At 74.1% G+C, this 21,260-nt stretch carries 20 protein-coding genes; 11 read left to right on the top strand and 9 right to left on the bottom strand.

What is annotated here, in order from left to right; translation table 11 throughout:
• Positions 1 to 119 precede the first annotated feature (119 nt).
• Positions 120 to 2,045: a hypothetical protein gene (locus HTV45_RS28435; RefSeq protein ID WP_215208754.1), complete on the top strand. Its 1,926-nt coding sequence runs from the start codon at positions 120 to 122 to the stop codon at positions 2,043 to 2,045.
• 118 nt (positions 2,046 to 2,163) lie between these two features.
• Here HTV45_RS28435 and HTV45_RS28430 read toward each other — a convergent pair whose 3' ends face one another.
• Entirely contained in the window at positions 2,164 to 3,471 is a 1,308-nt protein-coding gene (locus tag HTV45_RS28430) for an ABC transporter substrate-binding protein (RefSeq protein WP_215208753.1), read from the bottom strand.
• A gap of 181 nt (positions 3,472 to 3,652) precedes the next feature.
• On the opposite strand from HTV45_RS28430, the gene HTV45_RS28425 reads away from it, so the two are divergent.
• A complete protein-coding gene (locus HTV45_RS28425; protein ID WP_251692895.1) occupies positions 3,653 to 4,090 on the top strand; it encodes a hypothetical protein in 438 nt (145 codons plus the stop codon).
• A 47-nt stretch (positions 4,091 to 4,137) separates the two neighbouring features.
• The gene (purU, locus tag HTV45_RS28420) at positions 4,138 to 5,019 is read left to right on the top strand and encodes a formyltetrahydrofolate deformylase (protein ID WP_215208752.1); all 882 of its coding nucleotides are present in this window, start codon (positions 4,138 to 4,140) and stop codon (positions 5,017 to 5,019) included.
• A 173-nt stretch (positions 5,020 to 5,192) separates the two neighbouring features.
• Here purU and HTV45_RS28415 read toward each other — a convergent pair whose 3' ends face one another.
• Together HTV45_RS28415 and HTV45_RS28410 are read right to left on the bottom strand one after the other, a co-directional pair.
• The gene (locus HTV45_RS28415) at positions 5,193 to 6,440 is read right to left on the bottom strand and encodes a maleylpyruvate isomerase N-terminal domain-containing protein (protein ID WP_215208751.1); all 1,248 of its coding nucleotides are present in this window, start codon (positions 6,438 to 6,440) and stop codon (positions 5,193 to 5,195) included.
• Entirely contained in the window at positions 6,437 to 7,018 is a 582-nt protein-coding gene (locus tag HTV45_RS28410; protein WP_215208750.1) for a sigma-70 family RNA polymerase sigma factor, read from the bottom strand. Before HTV45_RS28410 ends, HTV45_RS28415 begins: the two co-directional genes overlap by 4 nt.
• Before the next feature lie 355 nt (positions 7,019 to 7,373).
• On the opposite strand from HTV45_RS28410, the gene HTV45_RS28405 reads away from it, so the two are divergent.
• The 3 genes from HTV45_RS28405 (at position 7,374) to HTV45_RS28395 (ending at position 9,356) form a co-directional block, all read left to right on the top strand.
• Positions 7,374 to 7,754 (top strand): STAS domain-containing protein, encoded by a 381-nt coding sequence (locus HTV45_RS28405; protein WP_215208749.1) that lies wholly within the window; start codon positions 7,374 to 7,376, stop codon positions 7,752 to 7,754.
• A gap of 138 nt (positions 7,755 to 7,892) precedes the next feature.
• Positions 7,893 to 8,405, top strand: a complete 513-nt coding sequence (locus tag HTV45_RS28400) for an EF-hand domain-containing protein (protein WP_215208748.1) — start codon at positions 7,893 to 7,895, stop codon at positions 8,403 to 8,405.
• A 483-nt stretch (positions 8,406 to 8,888) separates the two neighbouring features.
• A complete protein-coding gene (locus HTV45_RS28395; protein WP_215208818.1) occupies positions 8,889 to 9,356 on the top strand; it encodes an ATP-binding protein in 468 nt (155 codons plus the stop codon).
• 652 nt (positions 9,357 to 10,008) lie between these two features.
• Here the strand turns inward: HTV45_RS28395 and HTV45_RS28390 are convergent.
• Positions 10,009 to 11,061, bottom strand: coding sequence for a GlxA family transcriptional regulator (locus tag HTV45_RS28390; protein ID WP_215208747.1), 1,053 nt, complete (start codon positions 11,059 to 11,061; stop codon positions 10,009 to 10,011).
• Positions 11,062 to 11,133: 72 nt separating this feature from the next.
• Here HTV45_RS28390 and HTV45_RS28385 point away from each other — a divergent pair, with 72 nt between their 5' ends.
• Positions 11,134 to 12,450 carry an MFS transporter gene (locus HTV45_RS28385; protein ID WP_215208746.1) on the top strand — a complete coding sequence of 439 codons (1,317 nt, stop codon included), beginning with the start codon at positions 11,134 to 11,136 and terminating at the stop codon, positions 12,448 to 12,450.
• A gap of 106 nt (positions 12,451 to 12,556) precedes the next feature.
• On the opposite strand, the gene HTV45_RS28380 is transcribed toward HTV45_RS28385, so the two are convergent.
• The gene (locus HTV45_RS28380) at positions 12,557 to 13,765 is read right to left on the bottom strand and encodes an NAD(P)/FAD-dependent oxidoreductase (RefSeq protein WP_215208745.1); all 1,209 of its coding nucleotides are present in this window, start codon (positions 13,763 to 13,765) and stop codon (positions 12,557 to 12,559) included.
• A gap of 102 nt (positions 13,766 to 13,867) precedes the next feature.
• On the opposite strand from HTV45_RS28380, the gene HTV45_RS28375 reads away from it, so the two are divergent.
• Positions 13,868 to 14,530 (top strand): GNAT family N-acetyltransferase, encoded by a 663-nt coding sequence (locus tag HTV45_RS28375; protein WP_215208744.1) that lies wholly within the window; start codon positions 13,868 to 13,870, stop codon positions 14,528 to 14,530.
• A gap of 264 nt (positions 14,531 to 14,794) precedes the next feature.
• Here the strand turns inward: HTV45_RS28375 and HTV45_RS28370 are convergent, their stop codons facing one another.
• The 3 genes from HTV45_RS28370 to HTV45_RS28360 all read right to left on the bottom strand — a co-directional run bounded on the left by HTV45_RS28370 (position 14,795) and on the right by HTV45_RS28360 (position 16,821).
• Positions 14,795 to 15,460: a pyridoxal 5'-phosphate synthase gene (locus HTV45_RS28370; protein ID WP_215208743.1), complete on the bottom strand. Its 666-nt coding sequence runs from the start codon at positions 15,458 to 15,460 to the stop codon at positions 14,795 to 14,797.
• Positions 15,461 to 15,486: 26 nt separating this feature from the next.
• Positions 15,487 to 15,912, bottom strand: coding sequence for a pyridoxamine 5'-phosphate oxidase family protein (locus tag HTV45_RS28365; protein WP_215208742.1), 426 nt, complete (start codon positions 15,910 to 15,912; stop codon positions 15,487 to 15,489).
• A 261-nt stretch (positions 15,913 to 16,173) separates the two neighbouring features.
• A complete protein-coding gene (locus HTV45_RS28360; protein ID WP_215208741.1) occupies positions 16,174 to 16,821 on the bottom strand; it encodes a TetR family transcriptional regulator in 648 nt (215 codons plus the stop codon).
• 122 nt (positions 16,822 to 16,943) lie between these two features.
• On the opposite strand from HTV45_RS28360, the gene HTV45_RS28355 reads away from it, so the two are divergent.
• From HTV45_RS28355 to HTV45_RS28345, 3 genes are all read left to right on the top strand, one after another.
• Complete coding sequence (locus tag HTV45_RS28355; RefSeq protein WP_215208740.1) at positions 16,944 to 17,681, top strand: VOC family protein; 738 nt, start codon at positions 16,944 to 16,946, stop codon at positions 17,679 to 17,681.
• Positions 17,682 to 17,862: 181 nt separating this feature from the next.
• Positions 17,863 to 20,277: a serine/threonine-protein kinase gene (locus HTV45_RS28350; RefSeq protein WP_215208739.1), complete on the top strand. Its 2,415-nt coding sequence runs from the start codon at positions 17,863 to 17,865 to the stop codon at positions 20,275 to 20,277.
• Between the two features lie 83 nt (positions 20,278 to 20,360).
• Positions 20,361 to 20,912, top strand: a complete 552-nt coding sequence (locus HTV45_RS28345; RefSeq protein ID WP_215208738.1) for a hypothetical protein — start codon at positions 20,361 to 20,363, stop codon at positions 20,910 to 20,912.
• Positions 20,913 to 21,048: 136 nt separating this feature from the next.
• On the opposite strand, the gene HTV45_RS28340 is transcribed toward HTV45_RS28345, so the two are convergent.
• Positions 21,049 to 21,234, bottom strand: coding sequence for a hypothetical protein (locus tag HTV45_RS28340; RefSeq protein ID WP_215208737.1), 186 nt, complete (start codon positions 21,232 to 21,234; stop codon positions 21,049 to 21,051).
• Positions 21,235 to 21,260 lie beyond the last annotated feature (26 nt).

Genomic DNA, 21,260 nt, shown 5'->3' with positions numbered 1-21,260 from the left:
TTTGTTACCGCGCTCACAGGGCAGAAGGTCAGGTTCTGTGCTGCGTGGCACCGGGCTCCGGGGACCCGGTAGCGTGAACCGACGATCCACAAGGTCCCCCATTTCTGGTAGGAGTCCCGGTGACGCAGAGTGGACAGGGCGAGGAGCCCTCGCAGCGCCCCGCGCGCGAAGGCATCGTGCTGCCCTCCGACGGTGGTGAACCCCTGCTGCCGGGTATGACGGCCGGACCGGTCGCCCCCGGCGGCAGCGCGGACGGCCGGCCCCCCGCCGGCGGTTTTCCCGCCTCGGCCCCGCCCGGCGGCCAGACCTGGGGCACGCCGTGGGGTCCCGGTCAGCGGGATTCCGGTCGGCAGGGTTCCGGGTCGCCGTCGGAGCAGGACGGTCAGTCCCCGTCCGACGGCCGGTGGGGCGTGGCGGAACCGTCCTCCTGGGGCGACCGGAACCCGCCCGGGGGCGGTCAGGGCCCCGGCCCGCTGCCGCCCGAGGGCGCCCGGCCCGCGTCCCCGGCCTACGGCGGTCACCCCGGCCCGGACGGTGGTGCGGACGCCTACGGTGCCCGGCACGGCGCGGACCCCGGGCACCAGCCCTACGGCGCCACGCCCGGCCCGCACGCCCAGCCGGACGGCGGCTACGGCGGCGCGACCGCGTCGCACGGTGGCGCGGACGCCTATGGAGCCCGGCAGGGCGGCGGCTACGGCGACGCGACCGGGCCGCACGGTGGTGCGGACGCCTACGGTGCCCGGCACGGCGCGAACGCCGGGCACCAGCCCTACGGCGCCACGCCCGGCCCGCACGCCCAGCCGGACGGCGGCTACGGCGCTCACCCCGGCCAGGACGGCGCCGCCGGCGCGTACGGCTCCGGTTACGGCGCTCCCGCCCACCACGCCTACGGCGCCTCCCCGGCCGCCGGCGGGCCCATGCCGCCCGCCGCGCCCGACGGGTCGGAAGGGGCCACACAGTTCCTGCCGCCGGTGCCCGCGGCCGGCGCCGACGAGGGGGCGACGCAGTTCATACCCCCGGTGGGCCCGGGCGCGCTGCCGCCCGAGATGCCCGCCGCACACCACTCCGAGGACACCCGGTACCTCGGCCTCTCCCAGCAGAACGCGCCCGGCGGCGACCGGCTGCCGCCCTCCGGCGGCCCCGACGCCGAGGCCACCCAGTACATCGCCCCCGTCACCGGGCAGCCCCCCGGGCAGCCCTACGGCGTCCCGGCTCCGCCGCCGGGTGACGGCAACCGGCAGCCGCCCGCCGAGTTCGACAGCCTCTTCCGCGACGATGCCGCCGGCCCGGCGGGCTCCACCCAGCAGCTCCCGCGCGTCGAGTACGGCGGGCCCGGCCCGGCGGCGCCCACCGCGTACCCGGCCGGTCCGGGCGACGGCGGCCGGGGCGGCCGCGGTGGACGTGGCGGTGGCCGCTCCGGTTCGCGCCTGCCGGTCATCGTGGCGGTCGGTGTCGGTATCGCCGTCCTCGGCGTCGGCGCGGGCGCCCTGATCGGCAGCGGGGGCGACGACGGCGACGACAACCAGACGGTGGCCGCGAGCGCGCCCGCCACCCAGGAGTCCTCCCCCTCCCCCTCGCCGACCGTCGACCCCGCCCGTGAGCAGGCCGTCGAGCTGGACAAGCTGCTGGCCGTCAGCGGCGACAGCCGGACCACCGTGATCAACGCGGTGGCCGACGTGAAGGCCTGCCGCGAACTGGGCCGGGCGGCCAAGGACCTGCGGGAGGCGGCCGGACAGCGCAACAAGCTGGTGACCGACCTCGCCGGGCTGTCGGTGGACAAGCTGCCCGGCCAGCAGGCGCTGACCTCCGCGCTCACCAAGGCGTGGAAGGCGTCGGCGTCGGCCGACAACCACTACGCGGCCTGGGCCGACCAGGTCGCCGGCAAGAAGGGCTGCAAGAAGGGCCAGGCCCGCTCGACCAAGCAGACCGAGGCCGGCAACCGGGAGAGCGGCACGGCGACCGCGGAGAAGGGCAAGGCCGCCGGGCTCTGGAACAAGATCGCCAAGCAGTACGGCCTGACCGAGCGCCAGCCGACCCAGCTCTGATCACGGGCACCGGACGCCACCGGACGCCACCGGGGGCGCCGCCGCGCCGGGCGGACACCGGAGTCCCGGGCCCCCCGGCGCCGGACCCCGGCCCCGGCGGGTGGGGGTCGGTGGCCGGTCAGAGGTCCGCTTCCCGCAGGGTCTTCGTCACATCGGTGAAGCCCTCGCGGGCGGCCACCAGCCGGCCGCCCTCGACCACCTGGAGGGTCACGTACGCGTTGACCAGCCGCGGGAAGCCGACGGCGGCCAGCTCGTCCTGGAACCTCCACCGCAGGGTCGGGGTGAGGCCGCCCGTGGTGACCTTCAGCCCGCTGTCCAGCGCCCCGCTCACGGTGTCGGCGGACACCTCGCCGTCGAGCGACTCCACGGCCTGGCGCAGCACGGCGTAGGCGATCCACGTGGTCTGCACCCCGGCGTCCGCCGCGTCGATCCGGTTGTCGCCGAACCCTTCCTTCCTGATCACGTCCTTCATCGTGTTCCAGCGGGCGTCACCCGCCGCCGGGTACCAGCCGGTGACGTACGAGCCCTCGTAGGGTCCCGAGGCCCCGCCGGTCGCGTCGATGACCGACTGGTCGACGCTGCCGAGCACGGTCGCGGTGCGCACGTCGGGATAGTCGCCGCGGGACCGCCGGAAGGAGTCCATGAACGTGCCCGTGCGGTCGCCGAGCGCGGGCACCACACAGCCCGGCTCGGCCGCGGCGCCGGCCGTCGCCCGCTCCAGGGCCCGCTTCGCCTGACCGTCGTAGGAGGTGGCGGTCTCCGCCGCCCGCTGGTCGCCGGCGAGCTCGTGCCCGCCCGCCTTCAGACCCGAGCCGAGCAGCGGGGGCAGCTGGTCGCCCGCGATGGTGTCGGGCCGGATCAGGGTGACGGGGCCGCAGCTGTCGGCGAGGGTGCGGCCGAGACCGGCCAGCAGCGCCGGCTGGCCGCCGTTGACGGGGTAGGACAGAGGGCTGGTGAACTCGTCGTTGGTGATGCCGTAGCCGCCGATGTAGGGGATGCCGGCGGCCTCCAGGGTCGGCAGGAAGGAGTCGGCGTGCTGGCTGTAGGAGCCGACGACCGCGACGGCCCCCTCCTCGACCGCGCGCCGGGCGCAGCGCGCGGCGGCCGCGGCGTCGTTGCGTTCGTCGCAGGTCAGCACGGAGAGCCGGCGTCCGTCGATACCGCCCCGGGAGTTGATCCAGCGGGCGTAGGCCTCGGCGAACGCGGGCATCCCGGACCTGTTCGTGCCCCCGGCCTCCCCGGGCGCCCAGGTCATCACGGTGACGGTGTCGCCCCCGGAGTCCCCCGGGGCACCGGGGACGACACCGCACCCGGCGGTGAGCGGCACGCACGCCACCAGCGCGCCCGCGGTCAGGGCGCGGGCTCTGACGGGCCGGGTGAGGAGGCGGGAAAGGAAGGTGCTGCGGGTCTGTCGCCTGCCGGTCATGCCTCCGCACGATTCCGCCGCCCGGCCAACCCCCGAGTGACCCTCGGGTGACGGACGGTGACGGAAAGGTGAATTGAGGGGTCCCCCGCCACCCCCGACGCGGGGAAACGTACGATCGACGACCGTGCAAGGTTCGGAGAACTCTTCCCGTCGCGGCCGTCGCTCCTCCACCATGGGCGGCATGCCACTCAACGACATGCCTTGGTGGCGCTGGCGCAGCAATGTGCGCTCCGCGCTGCACATGCTCTCCGACCCCGGCTTCCAGCGGGACGTCTGGCTGGCCGGCGTGCCCGGCTACGGGGACGTCACCGACGCCGTCTACCGGCTGGTCGAGGACACCTGGCTGGACAGCTGGTCCGCCGAGAAGTACGTCGGCACGATCTTCCGCGACTCGCAGGAGGCGGCGCTCGTCGACACCGCGGTGCTGCGTGTGCTGCGGATCATGCACCAGGTCGGCCCGGACGCGCCGGTGACCGCCTATCTGGAACACGAGGGATGGCCGGAGGCGGTGCGGGCCGCGCGGGACGCGCACATGCGGATGGCGGCCAGTGACGGCGAGGACCCCGACGGGCCGCCGAGCAGCCTCGAGGTGCTGCAGATCCTGACGCGGTCCGCGTAGCGGAACGGCCGGCCGCACGTGCCGGCGCGTGTGGGACCCTTTTCCCCATGAGCGAGCAGTCCACCCGAGCCGCGGCCCCGGCCGACCAGTACGTCCTCACCCTGTTCTGCCCCGACAAGCAGGGCATCGTGCACGCCGTGTCCAGCTACCTGTTCATGACCGGCTGCAACATCGAGGACAGCCAGCAGTTCGGCGACCACGACACGGGACTGTTCTTCATGCGCGTCCACTTCTCCGCGGAAGCCCCGGTGACCGTGGAGAAGCTGCGGGCGAGTTTCGCGGCGATCGGCGACTCCTTCCGGATGGACTGGCAGATCAACCGGGCCGACGAGAAGATGCGCATCCTGCTCATGGTCAGCCGGTTCGGGCACTGCCTGAACGATCTGCTGTTCCGCGCGCGGACCGGCGCACTGCCCGTGGAGATCGCCGCAGTGGTGTCCAATCACACCGATTTCGCCGAGCTGGTGGCTTCGTACGACGTCCCCTTCCACCACATCCCCGTGCCGAAGGACGGCAAGCCGGAGGCCGAGGCCAGGCTGCTGGAGATCGTGCGCGAGGAGGACGTCGAACTCGTCGTCCTCGCCCGGTACATGCAGGTCCTCTCCGACGACCTGTGCAAGCAGCTCTCCGGGCGGATCATCAACATCCACCACTCCTTCCTGCCGAGCTTCAAGGGCGCGAAGCCGTACCACCAGGCGCACGCGCGGGGTGTGAAGCTCATCGGCGCCACCGCGCACTACGTGACCGCCGACCTCGACGAGGGCCCGATCATCGAGCAGGAGGTCGAGCGGGTGGGCCATGACGTCACCCCCGAGGGCCTGGTCGCCGTCGGCCGCGACGTGGAGTGCGGGGCGCTGGCGCGGGCGGTGAAGTGGCACGCGGAGCGGAGGATCCTGCTGAACGGCCGCCGGACGGTGGTCTTCGCCTAGGTCCGGTATCGCGGGCGGCCGCGGGCCGTCGGCGGCCGGCCGCGCGGTTCCCCGTGCCCCTGGAGGCACGTCCACCGCGCGTACTCGAGGGGCGCGGGAACCGCGCGAGCAACCCCCGCACGCCCGCGGCCGCCGGTGTACCGGGACCGGCTCCACGCACCGCGCGTCCCGCGCTACATCCTGCTCATGCTCGCGGCGGCGGACAGCACGTCGCTGATCGCCGTACGGTCCCCCTCCTGCCCGGCGGCGGCCTCCCGCGGCGGGAGGTGGCCCGCGGCCAGCCGGCAGAACTCCGCGCCGTCCAGCGCGACATGCGCCACCTCGTGCTCGGCGGAGCCCTTCGCCGCGGGGGAGTCCAGCGGGATCAGCCACTCCCCGCCGCCGGACCCCTCGATCTCCAGCCGCAGACTGCGCCCCGGCTCCCCGGCGGCGACCAGGCGCCGCTCGACGGGGGAGGCCAGCCCGTGCAGCCGGCGGTGCTCCAGCACGGACGGGAGCATGCGCGCGGCCAGGTCGACGATGCGGTGCAGATGCCGTCCCGAGGGCGGGTCGTAGGGGTAGTCGACGGCCTCGGCGATGTCCTCCCCGTGCACCCAGCACTCGAACGCCCGGTCCAGCATCGCGTCGTGCAGCGGCAGTTCGAAGTCGCCGTAGGGAACCGCCAGCCGTCCGGCGCGGCCGCCCGTGAAGGACACCGTCCGGACCAGTGCGTGGCTCTGCTCCCGCCAGGGCGCCCGGACGGAGCGGGTGGGCGGGTGGCGGGCGGCCCGCCAGTAGGCCTCGGTACGGTCCGACGGGGTGGGCCGGGATGCCGGCGCGTCGCCGAGCGGGTCGTCCAGGCCGAGGGCCACCGCGACCAGGCCGTCGACGGTCAGCAGATGCGCGATCACCCCGGCGACGGTGGTGCGGCGGCTGCTCGCCTCGTCGGCCTCGTACCAGCGCAGCCGTACCGGCGCGTGCCACTCGGAGTCCCCGAAGTCCTGCAGCAGCGCGTCCAGGCGCGCGGTCTCGGCGTCGTAGGCGGCGGCCCACTCCGGTACGGGGGTGCGGGGCGGGCGCCGCTCCAGGCAGGAGTCCAGGACGCGGGTGCGCAGACCCGGGTCGAGGTCGAGGCTCTCGGGCCGGTGGAGCAGGCCGACCGCCTCCCGTAGCCGCAAAGCCTCGTCCGCGCAGGACCCGCAGGCACCGAGGTGCTCCTCGACGGCCTCCGCCTCCGCGGGGCCGCAGGCGGCCAGTGCCCAGGCGCCCAGCAGCGACTTCAGCACGTGGTGGGGCGTCCCGCGGTGCGCACCGCCCGCACCGTCCGCACCGTCCGGCCCGTTCGCGGGGAAGGCGCCGGCGGACGGCCGTTCGGGCCGCTCCCGTGCCCGGACGTCGTCGGGGGACCCGGGTCCGTCGTACGGCCGGTGGTGCTCGCTCATGCGGCGCCCCCGATCCCGGGCGGGGAGCCCGGGGCCTCGGTGTCGTGGGCGGTGGCCAGCAGTTGCAGGCCCAGGCGGAGCCGGCGGCGGGCCTCGTCGTCGGTGACGCCCAGGTCGACGGCGGTCTGGTGGTAGTCCCGGCGCTGGAAGTAGGCCAGTTCCAGGGCGGCCCGCAGCGGCGTCGGCATCAGCTGGACGATGTAGTCGGCACGGGCGGCCACCGAGGCGTGCCGCAGCTTGCGCTCCAGCTCCTCGGGCGTGCCGGGGCCGCCCCTGGCGAGGGCGGCGGTCTCGGTGGTGCGCAGCCGCTGCACGGCCAGCCGGTTGGTCAGGGTCGCGAGCCAGCTGCGCAGCGGGCCCTGGCGGGGATCGTAGGAGTCGGGGTGCTGCCAGACGTGCGCGAAGACGTCGCGGGTGATGGCGTCGGCGGTGTGTTCGTCGCCGACGACGCGGTGGGCGAGTCCGTGGACGAGGGAGGCGAAGCGGTCGTAGAGCTCGCCCAGGGCCGCCGCCTCCCCGCGCGCGAGCCGCTGCTGCATCTTGCGGTCCCAGCGGGGCGGTACGTCCTTGCTGGTCATGCTGCCCCTCACCCCCTGTTCTTCCCCGGCCGACCGGTGCCCGGGGCCGCGGCGTGTGGCCGGTGACCCTCCGAATGTAGTCGCCACCAAGAAGGGCGCACGCCCCTTTGTGGTGATGTGCGCCCCCGGCAGAGCCGCAGGTGGTAAAGGGCCGCCCGGGGGTGTCGGAGAGCTTCCCGGACGTGTCTACCCCACCTCGCGATGATCGGAACCGATCGAATCGGATCGAAGACGACTAAAACAAGCCGATTCCGTTCGGTTACCGTTTCTCGGGCCGTGTTTCAGGGAACGGCCGGTGGGCAGCCGCGCTGCAGGGAAGCGTAGGTACTGCTTCCGTTTTCGGCGAGCGAGGGGCGTGGTGGTGACCTTCAACGTGACCGACCAGGAACACGGCGAATGGGCCGTGCTCCGGGTGTCGGGCGAACTGGACCTGCTGACGTCCCCGGTGCTCCGCCAGCGGGTGCACGACGTGGTGGCCGACGGCCGGCACCGTCTCGTCCTCGATCTGTCCGAGGTGTGGTTCTGCGATTCCAGCGGCGTGGGTGTGCTCATAGCCTCCCGCCGGCTGCTGCGCTCCTGCCAGGGCAGTCTGCGGCTGATCCTGCCCGCGCGGGGAGCCGCCGACGGCAGCCACGTCAACAAGGTGCTCGGCGCCCTCGGCGTCCGCCGCCTCTTCGAGATCCACCCGGACGTCCCGTCCGCGGTCGACGAGGACGCCCGCCCGCTGTCGGCGTGACCGCTCACGTGTGTCACACGAGTGTTCCGTTCTTCCCCCGGTCCCGGTCCAGCGGCCGCTTTCGGGTTTCCCGGCGGCCCTGACCACGTACGCTCCCAGCGAGACGATCCATCCGACCTAAGGCGGCCTGAAAGAGACATGGTCACCAGCGACTACGAGCGCCGGATCGCGGCCCGGTTCGCCATTTTCGACCAGGACGGCAACGGCTACATCGACCGCGAGGACTTCAGCGGAGCGGCCAAGGCGCTGCTCGCCGAGTTCGGTACGGCGGCCCGCTCCGACCGGGGCCAGGCCCTGTACATCGGCGCCGAGGCGTTCTGGCAGGGCATGGCGGGGATCGCGGACCGGGACGGCGATCAGCGCATCACGCGCGAGGAGTTCGTGCACGGCGCTGTCAAGCGGCTGCGCGACAGCCCGGAGCGCTTCGCCGAGATCGCCCGCCCCTTCCTCCACGCGACGCTCGCCGTCGCCGGTGGTGGTGACGGCGGCGCGGCCGGTGTCGAGGACGTCGCGCGGGTGCTCACGGTGCTCGGAGTCGCCGGGGGCCCCGCCCGTTCGGCCGCCGCCGCGCTGGACGCCGACGCGGACGGCCGGATCGACGAGGAAGAGATCGTGCGGGCCTTCGCCCGCTATTTCACCGTTCCGGAGTGACGCGCCCCGCGCGGATGTCACCGATCGTGGCATTTCCGTGATCACGGAGCGTCGGGACCGGTTTGTGTCCTCCGCGTGACTCGTCACGGTCCGGAGTCGGACGTCCGCTCCGGTACCTTGTGTGGGATGCGAGTCGTTGTGAGCACGGACCGCGCCGGATTCGCCGCCGAGGCGACTCCGTCTCCGCTGGTGCCCGCGGTTGCTCACCGTGCGGCCGGGCCGGCTGTCGCCGCCTGTTCGACTCCCCCCGGCGGGCGTCGCACAGTATGCCGCACGGGTACTCCTTCGCGCTGGAATATGCCCGAAGCGCTTGTTGACGTGACTGTACGTCAACCATGCTGTCCCACAAGGGAATCACGTTCCGTGACCCCTGTCCCGGCCGTTGTTCGGGGCATGCAGAAAATGGCTACGATCGTGGCCCTCGCGAGGCGCGAGTCCAAGTGTCCGCCGGTTCGGATGGTGTGAGCGGTGCAGGTGCTTCAAGTGCAGCTGGAGATCCGTCCCGACCCCGCTGAAGTGGGGCGGGCCCGGCGGTGGGCCCGCTCCCGGCTGGCCGGGTCCGGGATAAGGGCCGACGAGCCGCTGGCCGAGATCCTGATCCTGCTGGTCTCGGAGCTTGTCACCAACGCCGTGGTGCACACCGGCTGTCCGGCCGTGCTGCGGCTGTCCCTGCCGGACGCGGAGGCGGCCGAGGAGGCCATCGTCCGGCTGGAGGTGGCCGACCGCAGCGACCGGGCGCCGGTGCCGCGCTGCGTGGACGGTGAGTCGACCGGGGGGCGCGGACTGGCCCTCGTCGACGGCCTGGCCGACCGCTGGGGCTGGAGCGCCGAAGGGGTGGGCAAGCGCATCTGGTGCGAACTGGACCGCTGCGCGCAGGAGTCCGACGCCGAGCGGCCCTGCGGCTCAGGCGCCGCCGCGGCCTACGACGGGCTGGCGTTCGAAGCGGTGTGAGCGCGCGCGGCGCGGAGGTGCGGGCCGCGCCGTCCGTCCGCGCACGGCGCCGGTGCGGACCGTCCGGAGGCGGTGGCGGTGTGCGCTGCCCGTCCGCGGGTGGTGGCGGTCGTCGGCGGTGCGCGCGCACGTGGTGCGACTGCCGGCTGTCCGCCCCCGGAGGGGCACGGGTGCACGGTGGGCCCGCGGCACGGGAGGGTGTGCGGACCGGTGCGCCGGGCGTGCTTCCGTGCGCTGCGCCGCCGAACAGGGCTTATGCCGACGCGGGCCCCTCTTGCCCGAACCGGTATTGACGCGCCGTGACGGTGTGATCACGCTGTTCGCAGCGATTCGCCGCGAGGGGACGGCGAGGGCCCGGCGACGGGGGCCCTCGACGAGCGTGGGTCGTGGTCCGGCGTCGGTTCCCCCGGGCCGGGGGGACCCGGGGGGAGCGACGGATCGGGGAGCGGGGGGGGGGGGGGGGGGGGGGGGGGGGGTCGGGGCCGCCGGGCGACGGCGGACCCGCGTCCTTTGCCGGGGACCTGCCGGGGCCCCCGGCAGGTGCCAGGACCNCCGCCCCCGCCCCCCCCCCCCCCCCCCCCCCCCCCCGCCACAGGGGCAGGCGCGTATCACTCCGGCCGCGGCCGTCCACAGGCTGTGGACAACTTTTCGCTCATCCGGGAACGGACGCCGCCGCTCCCGCTCCCGCCTCTGCCCGCCGTCCGCCGGACCGGAAGGTCCGCCGGTACGCCGTGGGCGTCACCCCCAGCGCCGCCTGGAGGTGCTGCCGCATCGACTGGGCCGTACCGAAACCGGCGTCGCGCGCCACCTGGTCGACGGACAGGCCGGTGGACTCCAGCAGGTGCAGGGCCCGTTCCACCCGCTGCCGGGTCAGCCACTGCCCCGGGCTGACGCCGGTCTCCTCGCGGAAGTGCCGCGTGAAGGTGCGCACCGACATCGCCTCCCGCGCGGCCAGGTCCCGCAGCTGGATCGGCTCGTGCAGCCTGTCCAGCGCCCACGCGCGGGCACCGCTCGTCGACGCCTGCCGCGGATCGGGCACCGGCCGCCGGATGAACTGCGCCTGCCCGCCGTCCCGGTGCGGCGGCACGACCGTGCGCCGGGCCACCTCGTTGGCCACGCCGGCACCGTGGTCGCTCCGCACCATGTGCAGGCACAGGTCGATGCCGGCCGCGACGCCCGCCGAGGTCAGGATGTCGCCGTCGTCGATGAACAGCACGTCCGGGTCCACCCGGATCCGTGGGAAGAGCGCCTGGAAGCGCTCGGCGTCCGCCCAGTGCGTCGTCGCGGGGCGCCCGTCGAGGCGGCCGGCGGCGGCGAGGACGTAGACGCCGGTGCAGATGGACGCCATCCGGGTGCCGGGCCGGATCCGGTCGAGGGCGGCGGCCAGTTCGCCGGTCAGCTCACCGCGCTCGTAGACCGGGCCGAGCTCGTAGGAGGCCGGAACGATCACCGTGTCGGCCGTGGCGAGGGCCTCGGGACCGTGGGCGACGTGGAGGGAGAAGTCGGCGTCCGTCTCGACCGGGCCGGGCGGCCGGACGGAGCAGGTGACCACCTCGTACAGCCGCCGGCCGTGCCTGTCACGGGGGAGCCCGAAGATGCGGTGCGGGATGCCCATCTCGAAGGGCAGCAGCCCGTCGAGGGCGAGGACGGCGATCCGGTGCGGCCGGAAGGCGTCGGACGTGGGGGTGTGCTCGGCCGGATCCATGGCCCGATCCTAGCGAACGCTGTCCTCCGGGCCACTCGATGCGACGCTCCCCGGAACCGGAAGCTGTATGACGTGACACAGACAAGCGAGACAGCCGCCGTCGAGGAGCCGCCCGCGGGCGGCCGGCGGCCGGGCCGCCGCCGGTTCCACCGCGCGTGGTCCGTCGCCGCCGTCACCTTCGTGACGATCATCGGTGCCGCCGCCTTCCGATCCGTGCCGGGCCTGTTCATAGACCCCCTGCACGCCGAGTTCGGCTGGTCGCGCGGGACCATCGGCGCGGCGGTCTCCGTCAACCTCGCGCTGTACGGGCTCACCGCGCCGTTCGCGGCCGCGCTGATGGACCGCTACGGCATCCGGCGGGTCGTCGCGGCCGCCCTCACCGTGATCGCGCTCGGCTCCGGACTGACGGTGTGGATGACCGCGGCCTGGCAGCTGCTGCTGTGCTGGGGCCTGCTGGTCGGCCTCGGCTCCGGTTCCATGGCGCTGGCCTTCGCCGCCACCGTGACCAACCGCTGGTTCACCGAGCGCCGCGGCCTGGTCACCGGCATCCTCACCGCCGCCTCCGCCTCCGGACAGCTGATCTTCCTGCCCGTACTGTCCTGGATCGTCACCACGCACGACTGGCGTCCGGCCGCCGTCACCGTGGCGCTCGCCGCGCTCGCGGTGGTGCCGTTCGTCTGGCTGCTGCTGCACGACCACCCGGCCGACGTCGGCGAGAAGCCGTACGGGGCCGAGAAGTTCGTGCCCAGGCCCGCGCCGGTGCCGGGCGCCGCGCGGCGTGCGGTGACCGTGCTGTCCTCGGTGGTGCGGACCGGGCCCTTCTGGCTGCTCGCCGGCACCTTCGCGATCTGCGGCGCCTCGACGAACGGTCTGATCCAGACCCACTTCGTGCCCGCGTCCCACGACCACGGCATGCCGGTCACGACGGCGGCGTCGCTGTTGGCGGTCATCGGCGTGTTCGATGTCGTCGGAACGATCGCCTCCGGGTGGTTCACCGACCGTTACGACGCGCGGCGGCTGCTCGCCGTGTACTACGCGCTGCGGGGTGTCTCGCTGCTGTTCCTGCCGCTGCTGATGGCGCCGGGCGTGCATCCGCCGATGCTCTTCTTCATCGTCTTCTACGGTCTCGACTGGGTCGCGACCGTGCCGCCGACGCTGGCGCTGTGCCGGGAGCACTACGGGGACGACAGCCCGATCGTCTTCGGGTGGGTGCTCGCTGCCCACCAGGTGGGGGCCGCCGTGATCGCCTTCGCGGCCGGGGCCGCCCGGGATGCGTTCGGCTCCTACGACGTGGTCTGGCAGGCGTCCGGGGCGTTGTGCGCGGCGGCGGCGCTGATGGCCCTGGTGATCCGCCGCCGGCCGCGGGGCGAACCCGCGGTGGCCGGCTGACCCTCCCGCCCCCGCGCGGACCGCCGTGCGGCAGGGCGGCGCGCGGCCGCGACGGCATCTCCGCACCCCCGGCCGCGTCACCCCCCGTCCCGCCCCAACGCGTGGGTCACGTCGTGGGGAGCCGGGAGGCGCCTCCCGCGCGGGCGATCGCCTTCGCGATCCGCTCGGCGTCCAGCGCCAGTTCGCGCAGGTTCCCGCTGATCGGATTGGTGTAGCCGGTGAAGTGGAGCCCCGGCGCACCCGCCGGGGTACGGGGCCCGTGGGCCACGGGCCTGCCCCGGCCGTCCAGGACACCGAGACCCCCGACCAGGGGCTCGAGCGCGCGGACGTACCCGGTCGCCGCGATGACCGCGTCCGGCGCCAGGCGCTCGCCGTCGGCCAGGACGACCTCGCTCCCCTCGAGACGCTCCACGGCGGCCACGATCTCCACCGTCCCCTTGCGTACCGCGTCGATCAGCCCGACGTCCTGCACGGGGATGGCCCCCTCCAGCACCCGGGTGTACAGACCGGACGCGGGCCGGGGCAGGCCCTGGGCCGACAGGTCCGGGAGCGCCACCCGCGACTGGATCCGGGACAGCCGGTCGACGAGGCCGACCGGCAGCCGCCGTACCAGGATGGCCGAGTACTGCGCGGGCCAGCCCGCGGTCGAGCGGCGCACGATGTGCGGCGGGGTGCGCACCGCGAGCCGGACCCGGGAGGCGCCCCCCTCCACCAGGTCCACGGCGATCTCGGCGCCCGTGTTGCCGATGCCCACGACGAGCACGTCCCGGCCGGCGAAGGGCTTCGGCTCGCGGTACTCGCAGGCGTGCAGGAACTCGCCGGTGAACGTGGACCGGCCGGCCCAGTCGGGAACGCGCGGGGTGTGGTTGTACCCGGTGGCGACGACGACCGCCGCGCCGGTCAGCTCCCGGCCACCGGTGGCGTGCAGCAGCCAGCCGGTGCCGTCCGGGGTGCGCTCGACCCGGGTGACCTCGACCCCGGTGACGATCTCCAGGCGGTGGTGCTCGGCGTACTTCTCCAGGTACCGGACCACGTCCGCCCGTGTCACCCACCGGCCGAACCGGCGCGGCATCGGCAGGCCGGGCAGGGCGGACTGCCGCCGGGTGGTGTGCAGGCGCAGCCGGTCGTAGTGGCGCCGCCAGGAGTCGCCGACGCGGTCGGACCGCTCCAGGACGACGGCCCGGATCCCCCGGGCCCGCAGGGCGTACGCGGCGGAGAGCCCGCCCGGTCCGCCGCCGATGACGTAGACGGGGCGGTCCGCCGGGTTCGGCGCGGTGGGCTGCGCGGACGTCGGCGAGCCGGAGGAGTCGGTCATGAACGCGAGCGTAATCCCGCCCCCGCTTGATGGGTATCAGTCAAGACCGAAATTGGTTGCGGATCGATCACGCCTGTGGGGATCGCGCGCTTGAATGCCCTCATGTCCTCCTCACCCGAACACCTGTCACCCTCTCCGCTCCCCGGACCCCCCGGAGCCCCCGGACCCCCCGAGCTCCCCGAGCTCCCCGAACTCCGCGGCGACGGTCTGCGCCTGTGCGCCTGGGACCCGGAGTCCCGGGCCGACGTGGAGGCGTGGCTGCGGGGCCTCACGGACCCGGAGTTCCGGCGCTGGAACACTCCGCTCCGGCCGATCACCGACGAGGACAGTGCCCGGGAGTCGCTGCGCCGGGCCGCCCGGCGCGACGCGGACGGCACGGCCGCGTCCTTCCGGGTCGCCGACCTGGACACCGGCACGGTGCTGGGCCATATCGGCGTCAACGAGATCCACCCGGTGATGCTGCGCGGCACGGTCGGCTACTGGGTGCTGCCCGAGGCCCGCGGCCGGGGCGTGGCCACCCGGGCGCTGCTGCTCGCCGCGCACTGGGCGTTCACCGAACGCGGGCTGCACCGGCTGGAGCTGGACCACGCGATCGGGCACGAGGCGTCCTGCCGGATCGCCGAGCGGTGCGGGTTCCGCTACGAGGGGACCGTACGCGGGGCGATCCTCGCCGCGGACCGCCGCGACGCCTTCCGTGACGCCCACCTGCACGCCCGCCTCGCCCCGGACCCGGAACCCGTCCGACGCCCGGCGACGGCCACCTGACGCGCCCCGGCGTGCCTCACGTCCGGCGCCCGGATGCTCCCCAGCGGCCCGTAGCGGCGCCGGGGCGCACTCCCGGTTCTCCCGGCTGTGACGGGGCTCGCGCGTCTCCTCCCGGCCCAGGGGCCCGCATGGAGAGGCCCGGTCACCCGGAATCCCGCGGTCGTGGCGGCGCCGCGGCCGGCCTCCGGTCCCGCTGCCGTGGCGACTGCCTGTTCCGCTCTCCGGGCTTCCCGCTCCCGGCGACCGCGTGGGGTGCCTCCGGCCTCACGGCCACAGGGTCTCGCCGGCCCACGCCCCGTCCTCGCGCCGGTAGCGCAGGCGTACGTGGCGGCGGTGGGCTTCGCCCTGGAAGAACTCCACCTCGTCGGGCCGCAGCCGGTACAGGGTCCAGGACGGGACCGGGGTCCGCGGCTCCCGGCGGGCCCGCTGCCAGGCCTCCTCCGAGGCCCGCGCCAGTTCCTCCGCCGAGCCGAGGACCGCGCTCTGCCTGCCGGTCAGCGCGGCGGCCAGCGCCCCCGGCGAACGGGCGTGCAGATCCGCCCGCGCCTCCCCGGCCGACGCGACCGTGACGGGTCCGCGCACCCGCACCTGGCGGCCCAGCACCGGCCAGTAGAAGACCAGCGCGGCATACGGGCGGGCGGTGAGCTGCCCGCCCTTGCGGCTGTGCGCGTGGGTCGCGAAGGACCAGCCGCTCTCGTCGGCGCCGTGCAGCATGACGATCCGCGCGTCGGGGAGGCCCTCCGCGTCCGACGTGGCCAGCGACATGGTGTGCGGCTCGGGCTGCCCGGCCGCCGCCGCCTCCGCCAGCCACCGTGCGAACAGCGGCAGCGGTGCGGCGGGGGCGGTGCCGGGGTCGAACGGCGGCAGGGTGGTGTGCGCCGGGTCCCACACCCGCAGCGACCTCAGCAGCTCGTGAAGATCGGGTTCCATGCCCCGATTGTCGGGCGTGCGGCCCCCTAGACCGACCCGAGGTCCGACGACACCCACCGCTCCGGCCGCATCCGCACGATGACCTGCTCACCGTGGTTCTTCCAGGCGAAGTCGACGTAGCCCTCGACCTTGTCCGCCGGGAGGTAGCGTGCGGAGATCTCCCGGAGCCGTTCGATGGTGGCCGCGGTGGTGTCGAGCACCGGGCCCTCGACGGAGACGTAGCGGATGGTGGGTTCGACGCGGTCGACCAGCAGGGAGAAGCGCCCCGCCGCGGAGATCAGCCGGTTCTTGCGCGAGTCGAGGCCGGTGATGATCCACAGGTCGCCGCCGGGCGCGTACTGGTACCAGATCGGCACGGTCAGCGGGGCGCGGCCGTCCTCGGCGGCGACCGCGAGCGCGGCGACATGGGGTTCGGCCAGGAACTGTTCACGTTCTTCGCGGGTCAGGGCCATGGTGGTTTCCTCCTGCGACGTGTGTGCCGGGACGGCGCCTGTTCGGGCGTGCGGCCGGGCGTGCGGTCGGCCTCCCCGGGTAGAACGCAGGCTGTGCGGGGAAGGTTGCCCGTCCATCGGACCAGCTTCGCCCCGTACCACGCGACAGGCGGCGGTCCACCGGAGTGAACCGCCGCCTCGATGACAGGACTTGCGAGGTGACAGGGCTTGCGGGGTCGCGTGGGGGGGTGCGGGGCAGTGCGGCCGCTTCGGCTGCTTCGGTTACTTCGTCGGCTTCCTGCCGGTGACTCCCAGATGTACCAGCAGCGCCAGATTGGGCTTGATCTCGGCCTGCTTCACGCCCCAGGAGGAGAAACCCTGTCGGTGCGAGGCGACGGCCGCGAGCATGGCGACCAGCGAGCCCGCGATCGCGCCCGGGTTCACGTCCTTGTCGATCCGCCCCTTGGTCTGCAACTCGGCGACGGAGTCGGTCAGAGAGGCGTTCACCGCGTTCAGGACCTTCATACGGATCTTGTTGAAGCGTTTGTCGCCCTCGGCCGCGCCGAGATCCACGACCCGCAGGATCGCGTCGTGCTTCCGCCAGAACTCCAGGAAGCCGTCGACGAGTTGCTGTGCCGTCTGCCAGCCGGCCCGCCCGGCCCACGAGCGGCCGGCCACCAGATCGGTCAACCCGCCGCTCTCCGCGGCCATTTCCTCGGCGAGTTCCAGGACGGCGCCCTCGACGTCCGGGAAGTACTGGTAGAAGGTGGCCGGCGAAGTCCCGGCGCGGCGGGCGACATCGATGACTTTGACATCCCGGTAGGGGGAGGAGCTGAGCATCTCGCTGAGGCAGTCGAGCAGCTTCTGCCGGGTCGCCTGCCCACGCCGGCCGGCCACGCGGCCGTCGACGGTACGCACTTGTCCTGTCATGACGTCAGCTTACCGACGGGGGATGCGGACGCTATTCGGCCGACTGCAAATGGGGTGCACGGCCGCAGGAACCCTGGTGTGCCTGGTCTGCGGGGTGCGGGCGGCGCGGCTAGTTTGGCGGCATGGCCGAAAACAGGGCGTCGCAGGACAGGGCACCGGAGTACGCGGAGGGCACCCCGTGCTGGGTGGACGCGCAGTTGCCCGACGTGGAGGCGGGCAGGCGGTTCTACGGCGGGCTCTTCGGATGGGCCTTCGAGGAACAGCCCTGGGGGACCGTGCGGGCGCTGAAGGACGGGGAGGCGGTCGCCTCCCTCGCGCACAAGACGGACGGCAGGCTGCCCACCGTGTGGACGGTCTCCTTCGCCACCTCCGATGCCACGGCGCTGTGCCGGCGGATCAGCGCGGCCGGCGGGCAGATCGTCTCCCCGCCGCTGCCCTTCGGCGACCTGGGCTCCACCGCGCTGGTCACCGACGCGGAGGGCGCAGTGTTCTCCCTCTGGCAGGGCGCGCGGACCCCCGGCTTCGGCCGCCGTCACGAACCGGGCACCTTCGCCTGGGCGCAGCTGTACACGCGGGACACCGAGGCGGCCAACACCTTCTACGGCGACCTCTTCCACGACGCCCTGTTCGGGCCGGACGCCGAGCCCGACTTCGGACGCGCGCCGGTCACCGACGTCTTCGCCGCCGAGATGCCGCCCCACATCCTGGTCCACTTCGCCGTGGAGGACCTCGCGGCGGGTCTCGCGGGGGTCACCCGGCTCGGCGGCCGGGTCCAGGTCCCGCCCTTCGAGACGTCCTACGGGACGGCGGCCGTCGTCACCGACAATCAGGGGGCGTCGTTCGCGCTGCTGCGCCGCTGAGCCATATCCGCCCCCGTGGTCATATGTAAACCTGGACACCCTATTTGTCGGCCGGTTCGCAACCGGGCGCCCGGACAGGAACAATCGGGGTGCGTCGCGCCACGGCGGTGCGGTGGTGAGACGCTGCACTACGGTCGCGCACAGGTGGTGGCGCGACTCGTACGGGGAGGTGGCAGTTCAAGTGGTGGATCAGCTGACGCAGCACGATCCGCGGCGTATCGGGCCGTTCGAGGTGCTGGGACGGCTGGGAGCCGGCGGCATGGGGCTGGTCTATCTGGCGCGCTCGGCGTCCGGCCGGCGGGTGGCGATCAAGACCGTCCGCACGGAGCTGGCCGAGGACCAGCTGTTCCGGGTCCGCTTCACGCGCGAGGTGGAGGCGGCCCGCGCGGTCTCCGGTTTCTACACGGCGGCTGTGGTGGACGCCGATCCGCGCGCCGCGGTGCCGTGGCTGGCCACCGCCTACGTTCCCGCGCCCTCCCTCGAGGAGATAGTGAACGAGTGCGGGCCGATGCCGGCCCAGGCGGTGCGCTGGCTCGCCGCGGGCGTCGCGGAGGCGCTCCAGTCGATCCACGGCGCCGGGCTCGTCCACCGTGACCTCAAGCCCTCCAACGTCCTCGTCGTCGAGGACGGTCCCCGGGTGATCGACTTCGGTATCGCGTCCGGCGTCTCGAACACCCGTCTGACGATGACCAACGTCGCCGTCGGTACCCCCGCCTACATGTCCCCGGAGCAGGCCAAGGACTCCCGCAGCGTCACCGGCGCGAGCGACGTCTTCTCGCTCGGCTCGATGCTCGTCTTCGCCGCCACCGGGCACCCGCCGTTCCACGGCGCCAACCCGGTCGAGACGGTCTTCATGCTGCTGCGCGAGGGCCCGGACCTCGAGGGCCTCCCGGACGAGCTGCGCCCGCTCATCGAGGCGTGCATGCAGATGGAGGCCACGGCCCGGCCCAACCCGGCCGACCTCCAGGCCCAGCTCGCCCCGCACCTCTTCGGCTCCGGCTCCGACGACAGTGGTACGGCGTCGGCCTGGCTGCCCGAGCGGGCGGTGAGCCTGATCGAGACCCGCCGGGGCGGCCGTCCGGCGCCCAGACCCCCGGGTGGTACCGGCCGCAGCGCAGGCGGCGCCCGTCACCCCGTCCCGCCCCCGCCGCCGCACGCCCCCGTCGTGCCACCGCCCCCGTCCAGGCCGGCCCCGGTGGGCGCGCACGCGGGAGCGCACGCGCACGCCGGTCCGGCCGTGGCAGCCCCGGTGAGCGCCCCCGACACCGGGCCCGTACGGCTGGCGGGCGGGGCCGTCCCCATCGGTCCCGGCCCGCGCGTCGCCGACACGCGCGCGGCCGCCGTCAAGGCGCCCCCGCCGGAGGCCGCCCTCGCCGCCAACTGGTCCAAGCCCCGCCCCGGCGTCAACGGCGCCGACCCGGCCGTGGCGGCGCCCGCCGCGCCCACCGCCGCGCCGGAGCACCCCAGCGGCTGGCGTCCGTGGCGCTTCCGTATGTCCAACGACGTCTGGGGCACCCCCGCGGTCGACGGCGACCTGGTCTACGTCACCTCCTTCGAAGTGCACGCCCTCGACGTCGCCACCGGCCGCCGCCGCTTCAAGACCCGCGACGTCGCCTGGTCGATGGCGGTCGCCGACGGCCGCATCCACGCCTCCGACGGCCCCACCCTCTTCGCTCTCGACGCCCGCGACGGCGGCGACCTGTGGCGGCTGTCCACGGACGCCTGGGTGTACTCCCTCCAGGCCGACCGCGGCACCGTCGTCACCGGCACGCGTGGCGGCGGCGTCCAGGCGTGGGAGGCGGCCACCGGTCAGAAGCTGTGGGAGATCACCGGCTGCCAGAGCGACTTCGAGTCCCCCGAGGCCGGCCCGTCCGTCCACGACGGCACCGTCTACCTCTGGCAGGACGCCCGCCTGCGCGCCCTCGACGCGCGCACCGGCGAAGAGCGCTGGTCGTACCCCATCGGGGACGCGGCCTCCTGCGGCGGGGTCCCGATCCGCCTCACCCACGGCCCCGACGGCCATGTGTACGTCTGTGCCGGGACCCGCGTCCTCGCCATCGAGGTCACCGGCGGCCACGTCCGCTGGCACTTCGAGGCGCCCGCGGTCTTCCTCTGCCCGCCCGCCTTCGTCCCCGGCCCGGCGGTGACCGGCGGCGGCGTCTACCTCGCCGACTACCTCGGTACGGTCTACGCCCTCGACGCCGCCGACGGCCGTGACCGCTGGCGGATCGCCACCGAGTCCCGCGCATCGGTCGAACCGGTGCTGGTCGCCGCCGGCCACGTCCATGTGGGCAGCGGCAAGGGTCTGTACACCCTGGACGCGGTCACCGGCACGCCCAAGTGGCGCTTCCAGTCGGGCGGCGAGATCGTGGGTGCCCCCGCGGTCGCCGAGGGCCGCATCCACTTCGGCTCCAGCGACCACCTGCTGTACACCCTCAAGGCGGACGACGGCCGCCTGAGGTGGAAGCTGGCGACCGGCGGCGAGATCACCGGCTCCCCGGTGGTCCGGGACGGCGTGGTGTACGCGTGCAGCAAGGACCGCTGTGTGTACGCGCTGGACGCGGAGAAGGGGACGGGAACGGCCCGTACGACATAGGGCCGGCGCTGCCGGACGGCGGGTACGCGACGGTCGACTCGCTGTGACGTGCTCGTGACACACCGTTCGCTAGGCTCGCAGCCATGCAGCCACGGGGGAACACACTCAAGCTCACAGCTGTCTCGGCGCTCGTCGTTCTGACCCTCACCGGCTTCTCGGCCGGCCGCGGTCACGGCGGCAGCAGCGGCGACGGGGGAGGGGGCGGTTGCAGCAGCTCCGGCCAGAACCACGACTCCTCGGGCTCCGGGGGCGGCTCACACCGCGACGACGACGATGACGACGACGACTACGGCGCCGACGATTCCGACTACGGCTCCGACTCCGGCGGCACGGGGGACGGCGGCGTCAGCGACGCCACGTCCGAACTGGACGCCCGCGTGGACCTGGTGGACTGCGCCTCGCCCGAGACCCCGTACGCCACGGTCGACGTCACCAACCAGAACGCCACGGCCGGCGTCTTCACCGTCACCGTGAGATTCGAGGACGCGACCGGCGCGGAGGTCGTCACCCGCACCCGGGACGTCGCCGTACCCGGCTCCGGCACGGTGCCGGTCCGGGTGGACGTCGACGCCGACCAGGACGTGTCCCGCATCGCCGCATGCGACCCCGGAATGTTCGCACCCGCCGTGACCTGACCTGGGCCTGGCCGCCCGACCGGAACGGCGGGTGCCGACCGGGCCGTCGGACCTCCCGCCGGGAAGCGCCCGGGGACACACGTCGGCCGCGGCGGCTCCCCTCCGCGCCGCCGCGGCCGACCGTGCGGGAATGGGTCTACTTGCCGTCCCGGCCCAGGGCGGGCGGAGCCGGCATGTTGTTGTCCATCGTGGTGATGGCGTCCCCGGCGGGCTCGCTGGGCATGTTGTTGTCCAGGACGGTCGGCGTCTCGTCCGACGCCGGAGGGCTGGGCATGTTGTTGTCCAGCGGCTTGGCGTCCGAGTCCCTCGTGCTGTCGGCCATGGAGTTGCTCCCCTTCTGTGGTGACA

Source organism: Streptomyces sp. CHD11 (genome assembly GCF_018638295.1).
In the GTDB taxonomy this organism is placed as follows: Bacteria; Actinomycetota; Actinomycetes; order Streptomycetales; family Streptomycetaceae; genus Streptomyces.
This window is presented reverse-complemented; position numbering and strand designations above follow the sequence as displayed.